At 61.3% G+C, this 6,466-nt stretch carries 7 protein-coding genes; all 7 read left to right on the top strand.

Annotation, left to right across the window (positions count from 1 at the left end; genetic code table 11):
* The first annotated feature begins 308 nt into the window (after positions 1-308).
* The 7 genes from ATY75_RS12810 to ATY75_RS12780 all read left to right on the top strand — a co-directional run bounded on the left by ATY75_RS12810 (position 309) and on the right by ATY75_RS12780 (position 6,445).
* Positions 309-1,232 carry an MYG1 family protein gene (locus ATY75_RS12810; RefSeq protein ID WP_088937845.1) on the top strand — a complete coding sequence of 308 codons (924 nt, stop codon included), beginning with the start codon at positions 309-311 and terminating at the stop codon, positions 1,230-1,232.
* Positions 1,233-1,410: 178 nt separating this feature from the next.
* Positions 1,411-1,800: a cytochrome c family protein gene (locus ATY75_RS12805; protein WP_065092403.1), complete on the top strand. Its 390-nt coding sequence runs from the start codon at positions 1,411-1,413 to the stop codon at positions 1,798-1,800.
* Between the two features lie 147 nt (positions 1,801-1,947).
* Positions 1,948-2,766, top strand: coding sequence for a cytochrome c oxidase subunit II (locus tag ATY75_RS12800; RefSeq protein WP_088937844.1), 819 nt, complete (start codon positions 1,948-1,950; stop codon positions 2,764-2,766).
* A gap of 80 nt (positions 2,767-2,846) precedes the next feature.
* Positions 2,847-4,616, top strand: a complete 1,770-nt coding sequence (locus tag ATY75_RS12795; protein WP_088937843.1) for a cytochrome c oxidase subunit I — start codon at positions 2,847-2,849, stop codon at positions 4,614-4,616.
* Positions 4,613-5,326 carry a cytochrome c oxidase subunit 3 gene (locus ATY75_RS12790; protein WP_088937842.1) on the top strand — a complete coding sequence of 238 codons (714 nt, stop codon included), beginning with the start codon at positions 4,613-4,615 and terminating at the stop codon, positions 5,324-5,326. Before ATY75_RS12795 ends, ATY75_RS12790 begins: the two co-directional genes overlap by 4 nt.
* A gap of 20 nt (positions 5,327-5,346) precedes the next feature.
* Positions 5,347-6,066 carry a heme-copper oxidase subunit III family protein gene (locus ATY75_RS12785; protein WP_064839174.1) on the top strand — a complete coding sequence of 240 codons (720 nt, stop codon included), beginning with the start codon at positions 5,347-5,349 and terminating at the stop codon, positions 6,064-6,066.
* Positions 6,067-6,073: 7 nt separating this feature from the next.
* Complete coding sequence (locus tag ATY75_RS12780; protein WP_064839172.1) at positions 6,074-6,445, top strand: cytochrome C oxidase subunit IV family protein; 372 nt, start codon at positions 6,074-6,076, stop codon at positions 6,443-6,445.
* Positions 6,446-6,466 lie beyond the last annotated feature (21 nt).

Here is a 6,466-nt window from a genome sequence, read left to right as displayed (position 1 = left end):
GCTCCATGCACCGGCAATCCTTCGAACAGGTCGTCGCCCACCATCATCCCCCAAGCAAATCAACGACCCAACAGAATCACAATCCAATCGCCTCCGCTACCAAACATTCACAGGCTCTCAGGATGAGGGACGTTGGGGGTTGCCGCGCCCCGACGCCGAGGGTTTGAAGTTATTTCAGCGCCGCCATCCCTGCCGTCGCCAATACGCCAATGTCCAAAAGTCTCGTCCTATAGAGGCTTGTCGTCATATCCGCCAACCGCTATCTGGTGCTGACCCAGGCGGACCCGCCAAAAACGACAAGGCCTTTCATGATCCCCGATTTTCTCGTCACCCATTCCGGTGGCTTCCATGCCGACGAATTGCTGTCGAGCGTTATCCTGACCCGGCTTTTCCCGCAGGCGCTTATCGTTCGCAGCCGGGCGCCGGAATGGATCACGCCGGGGCAAGACCGCATCATTTACGATGTCGGGGGGGCCTATGACCCTGCTCGCGGCATATTCGATCACCACCAGCGCGGCGCGCCGATGCGCGACGATGGCCAGCCCTACAGCTCGTTCGGCTTGATCTGGAAGCATTACGGCCGTGATTATCTCGCAGCCTCCGGCCTTCCCGAAGCCCATGCCGAGGCTGTGCATGGCTCTTTCGATGCCGGTTTCGTGCTGCCGATCGATCTGACCGACAATGGCGCGTTCAGCCCCTCGGGGCCGTTGGCGGGCTTGACACTGCCGGCGCTGCTGGAGACCCTGAAACCGGTTTTCGACGAAACGGAACCCGGGGCCGACGATCGCGCCTTCCACGCAGCACTTGCCGTTGCCCGCAGTTTCGTCGAGGCGAGGATCGCCCAGAGTGCCGCAAAATTGCGGGCCGAGGCGATGGTGCACCGGGCAATCGAGGCTACGGGGCAGGGGCGTGTTCTGGAGTTGCCGAGGGGGATGCCCTTCCGTCCCGCCATCGTCAAGGCGGGCGCCGATCATCTGCTGTTCGTCGTCCACCCGCGCGAAAAGGATTGGTGCGTGACCGGCATCCGCCGCGCCGAGGAAGGCTTCGAACTCAGGGCCGATCTGCCGGCAGCCTGGGCCGGTCTTGCCAATGGAGAGCTGGAGGCGGTTTGCGGCATAGAGGGCGCAAGCTTCTGCCACAACGGCCGTTTCATCGCCGCCGCCAGGACCCGCGAGGCTGCACTTGCCATGGCGGAGTTGGCGGTTAAGGAGGCGCTTTCGATCGGGGTATAACGGCCGTTATCCGCGTCGGGGTCACCTGATCTCATCTGCGTTCAGGTGACCCCAACTGTGAGGCGATTGACTTGCATCCGCGAAGGATTAAGCTTTGAGCCATAACAACCACCACCCACACGCGAGAGATAATGGAGGGTGTGAGTGGCTGGCGACCTTGAGGAGGATGAGGTTTGCCATGGATTATCGTGTTGTTCTGCTGATTGGTGCGACTGTGACTGCTCTTTTCCCCGGTTATGCCGGGGCGCAGGAGGGCGACCCGACGGCGGGCGCCACCGTTTTCAAGAAATGCGCGACCTGTCACGTGGCCGATTCCGATACGAACAAGGTCGGTCCGTCGCTGAACAAGCTGTTCGGCCGTAAGGCCGGAACGCATCCCAACTTCGCCTATTCCAGCTCGATGAAGGAAGCTGGCGAGGGCGGTCTCGTGTGGGATGAGGCGACGTTACGAGACTATCTCCACAATCCGAAAGCCAAGGTGAAGGGCACGAAGATGGCCTTCGTCGGCGTGAAGGACGATCAGGAGATCACCGATCTTATCGCCTATCTCAAGCAATATTCGCAGTGATGGGCAATACCCCAAATGACGGGTTCGCGGCCGGCGGCGCATGCCTAAATCGCCGTAATTGCCGATATTTTCTATCTGTGCGATAATAAAGACGGACTTTTTGCGGAATGCGGTTTCACGGGTCAACCTGCTCGAGGAGGAGCGGAAATGGCTGTCGTGCTGATCCTCGTCCTGATTGTCGTCGGCTCCGTGCTGTTCCATGTGCTGAGCCCTTGGTGGTGGACGCCGATCGCGTCCAACTGGACCTATATCGACAGCACCCTCGTCATCACCTTCTGGATCACCGGCATCGTCTTCGTGGCGGTGGTTTCCTTCATGGCCTATTGCGTCTTCCGCTTCCGGCACAGACCCGGCAACCGGGCGCATTATGAGCCCGAGAACCGCAGGCTGGAATTGATGCTGGGAGGGGGAACGGCGGTCGGCGTCGCGGCGATGCTGGCGCCCGGCCTGATCGTGTGGAACCAGTTCATCACGGTGCCTGCCGATGCCGCATCGGTGGAGGTCGTCAGCCAGCAGTGGCTGTGGAGCTTCCGCCTGCCGGGAGCGGACGGAAAGCTCGGCCGTGCCGAGACCCGCGACGTCACGCCCGAAAACCCGCTCGGCCTCGACAAGAACGATGCAAGCGGCCTCGACGACGTCATCATCGAGGGCGGCGAGCTGCATCTGCCGGTGGGCAAGCCGGTGCACATCCTGCTGCGCTCGGTCGATGTGCTCCATGATTTCTACGTGCCGGAATTCCGCGCCAAGATGGACATGATCCCCGGCATGATCACCTATTTCTGGTTCACGCCGACGCGGACGGGAAGCTTCGAGATCCTCTGCGCCGAACTCTGCGGCGTCGGCCATCCGCAAATGCGCGGTTCCGTCGTCGTCGACGACGAGGCGAGCTACCAGACCTGGCTCGGGCAGCAGCAGACGTTCACCCAGCTGACGGCGTCATCGGGAGAGCCGCCGCCGGCAAACTGACGCAGCGAAGCGGTCGCAGGCCGGTTCAGGGAACCGAGGGAAGACGGCCGGAGGCCGCATCGGGAAAGGGAAGAGAGATCATGGTCGAGATTCCATCCGGCAGCATTCCCTCCGCCGAAGTCGAGGATGTCGAACTTTATCATCCACACAGCTGGTGGACGAAATACGTATTCAGCCAGGATGCCAAGATCATCGCCGTGCAATATTCGATCACCGCCATTTCGATTGGCCTGGTGGCGCTGGTGCTCTCCTGGCTGATGCGGATTCAGCTCGCCTTTCCCGGCTATTTCGCCTTCATCGATGCCGATCATTATTATCAGTTCATCACCATGCACGGCATGATCATGGTGATCTATCTGCTGACCGCGCTCTTTCTCGGCGGCTTCGGCAATTACCTCATCCCGCTGATGGTCGGCGCCCGCGACATGGTGTTTCCCTACGCGAACATGCTGAGCTACTGGATTTATCTGCTCGCGGTGCTGATCCTCGCCGCCGGCTTTTTCGCGCCCGGCGGCCCGACGGGCGCCGGCTGGACGCTTTATCCGCCGCAATCCGTCCTTTCCGGCACCCCAGGCGGCAAGGACTGGGGCATCCTGCTGATGCTCACCTCGCTGATCGTCTTCATCATCGGCTTCACCATGGGCGGGCTGAACTATGTGGTGACGGTGCTGCAGGGGCGGGCACGCGGCATGACGCTGATGCGGATGCCGCTCACCGTCTGGGGCATCTTCACCGCCACCGTGATGGCGCTGCTTGCCTTTCCGGCACTCTTCGTCGCCTGCGTCATGATGATGTTCGACCGCGTGCTCGGCACCAGCTTCTTCATGCCCGCCATCGTCGAGATGGGCACGCAGTTGCAGCATGCCGGCGGCAGCCCGATCCTGTTCCAGCACCTGTTCTGGTTCTTCGGGCATCCCGAAGTCTATATCGTTGCGCTGCCGGCCTTCGGCATCGTCTCGGATCTGATCAGCACGCATGCGCGCAAGAATATCTTCGGCTACCGCATGATGGTCTGGGCGATCGTCATCATCGGCGGCTTGAGCTTCGTCGTCTGGGCGCACCACATGTATGTCAGCGGCATGCACCCGGCCTTCGGCTTCTTCTTTGCCACCACGACGCTGATCATCGCCATTCCGACGGCGATCAAGGTCTACAACTGGGTGCTGACGCTCTGGCGCGGCGACATCCATCTGACGCTGCCGATGCTGTTTGCGCTCGCCTTTATCGTCACCTTCGTCAATGGCGGGCTGACCGGCCTCTTCCTCGGCAATGTCGTCGTCGACGTGCCCCTATCGGATACGATGTTCGTAGTCGCGCATTTCCACATGGTCATGGGGGTCGCGCCGATCCTCGTGATCTTCGGGGCGATCTATCACTGGTATCCGAAGGTCACCGGGCGGATGCTGAACGACATGCTCGGCCATATCCACTTCTGGATCACCTTCCTCGGCACCTATGCGATCTTCTTTCCGATGCATTATCTCGGCCTGCTCGGCGTGCCGCGCCGCTACTTCGAGATGGGCGAGACGGCCTTCGTTCCGCCGTCGGCCCATACGCTGAACATCTTCATCACGGTGATGGCGCTGATCGTCGGGGCCGGGCAGATCGTCTTCCTGTTCAATCTGGTCTGGAGCCTTTTCCGGGGCAGGGAGGCCGGCGGCAATCCGTGGCGGGCGACGACGCTCGAATGGCAGACGCCGCAGACGCCACCCGCCCATGGCAACTGGGGCAAGGATTTGCCCGTCGTCTACCGCTGGGCCTATGACTACAGCGTGCCTGGTGCGGCTGAGGATTTCATCCCGCAAAATGTGCCGGCAGACGGCGGCGTCACGCGGGAGATTCCGGCATGAACGTCACCCTGGTCTTCCTTGCCGCAGTCGCCGCCATCATCATCTGGTTGCTTTCCGGGCAGCGGTTGACATCGAAGCCCTGGCTGGAAACCGGGTCGATGCAACTGCCGGTTCGCGAGGGAGCCGACCGGTACCCGATGCCGGCGGTGAAAATTGGCCTTTTCGTGTTTCTCGGCGTGGTCGGCGCGCTCTTCAGCCTTACCGTCAGCGCCTATTTCATGCGCATGGCGTCGGCGGACTGGTGGGCCACGCCGGTTCCGCGGCTGCTCTTTGTGAACAGTGCAGCACTCGCCTTGAGCAGTGTGGCGCTGGAATGGGCCAAGCGAGAAGCGCGGCACGGCCGCTTGGAGGGGTTGCGGCCGGCGCTTGTGACAGGACTTGCGCTTGCGGTCTTCTTCCTCGTCGGGCAGATCCAGGCATGGCGGGAGCTGACGGCGGCCGGCTACATCCTCACCGACAATCCCTCCAACAGTTTCTTCTACATGCTGACCGGCCTGCATGGATTGCATATCCTCGGCGGGCTTGCCGTGCTTACCCACACGACGATCAGGACGTTCTCAACCGCGGTTGCGTCGGAGAGGCTGTGCCTCAGCGTCGATCTCTCCGCCATTTATTCGCATTTCATGCTCGCCGTCTGGCTCCTGCTCTTTGCGCTTTTTGCCGGCTGGGCGAATGATTTCGTCGATCTCTGCCGCACGTTGTTGAACTAGGGCTGAAGAGGAGGTTGCAGATGGCACAGACGATCGAGACGCACGGCGAACCAGGTCTCAGACCGTCAGGCCTGCGTGGTGTCGCCGCCGATTTCAGCTCGGATCAGCGCGCCTTCAAGACCGCCTCCTGGGGCAAGGCGATGATGTGGATCTTCCTGCTCAGCGACACTTTCGTCTTCGGCTGCTTCCTGATCGCCTACATGACCGCCCGCATGTCGACGCCAGTTCCATGGCCCAATCCGAGCGAAGTTTTCGCGCTTCACATCGGCGGGCAGGAGGTTCCGCTGATCCTGATTGCGATCATGACCTTCGTGCTGATCTCGAGCAGCGGCACCATGGCGATGGCGGTCAATTTCGGCTATCGCCGCGACCGCCGGGTGACCGCGATGCTGATGCTGCTGACGGCACTTCTCGGGGCCTGCTTCGTCGGCATGCAGGCCTTCGAATGGACCAAGCTGATCACCGAAGGCGTGCGGCCCTGGGAGAATCCCTGGGGGGCCGCGCAGTTCGGCTCGACCTTCTTCATGATCACCGGCTTTCACGGCACCCATGTGACGATCGGCGTCATCTTCCTCCTCATCGTCGCCCGCAAGGTCTGGCGCGGCGATTTCGACGTGGAACGGCGCGGCTTCTTCACCAGCCGGAAGGGGCGCTACGAGGCCGTCGAGATCATGGGCCTCTACTGGCACTTCGTCGACCTGGTCTGGGTCTTCATCTTCGCATTTTTTTATCTGTGGTGAGGTCGTCATGAGCGAGACAACAGCGCATGGGCAAAGCCCGCATACACAGGCCCTGCACGCACAGGATCACGGGCAGCAGCATCCGATCGGGCTCTATTTCTTCGTCTGGGGCCTGCTCTTCGTGCTCAGCGCCTTTTCCTATATGGTCGATTATCTCGGCATCCAGGGTTATCTCAGGTGGACGCTGATCCTTCTGTTCATGATGCTGAAGGCCGGGCTGATCGTTGCCGTTTTCATGCACATGGCCTGGGAACGGCTGGCGCTCGTCTACGCCATTCTGCTGCCGCCGCTGCTGGTGCTGGTTTTCGTCGCGCTGATGGTATCGGAAGCCGACTATACGATCTTCACCCGGCTGGCCTTCTTCGGTGCCACGCCTTAGAGATCGATCATCAGGTGCAAC

This window comes from Rhizobium sp. N122, assembly GCF_002211295.1.
GTDB lineage: Bacteria > Pseudomonadota > Alphaproteobacteria > Rhizobiales > Rhizobiaceae > Rhizobium.
Note: the sequence above shows the minus strand (reverse complement) of the source record. Positions and strands in the feature narration are given on the sequence as shown.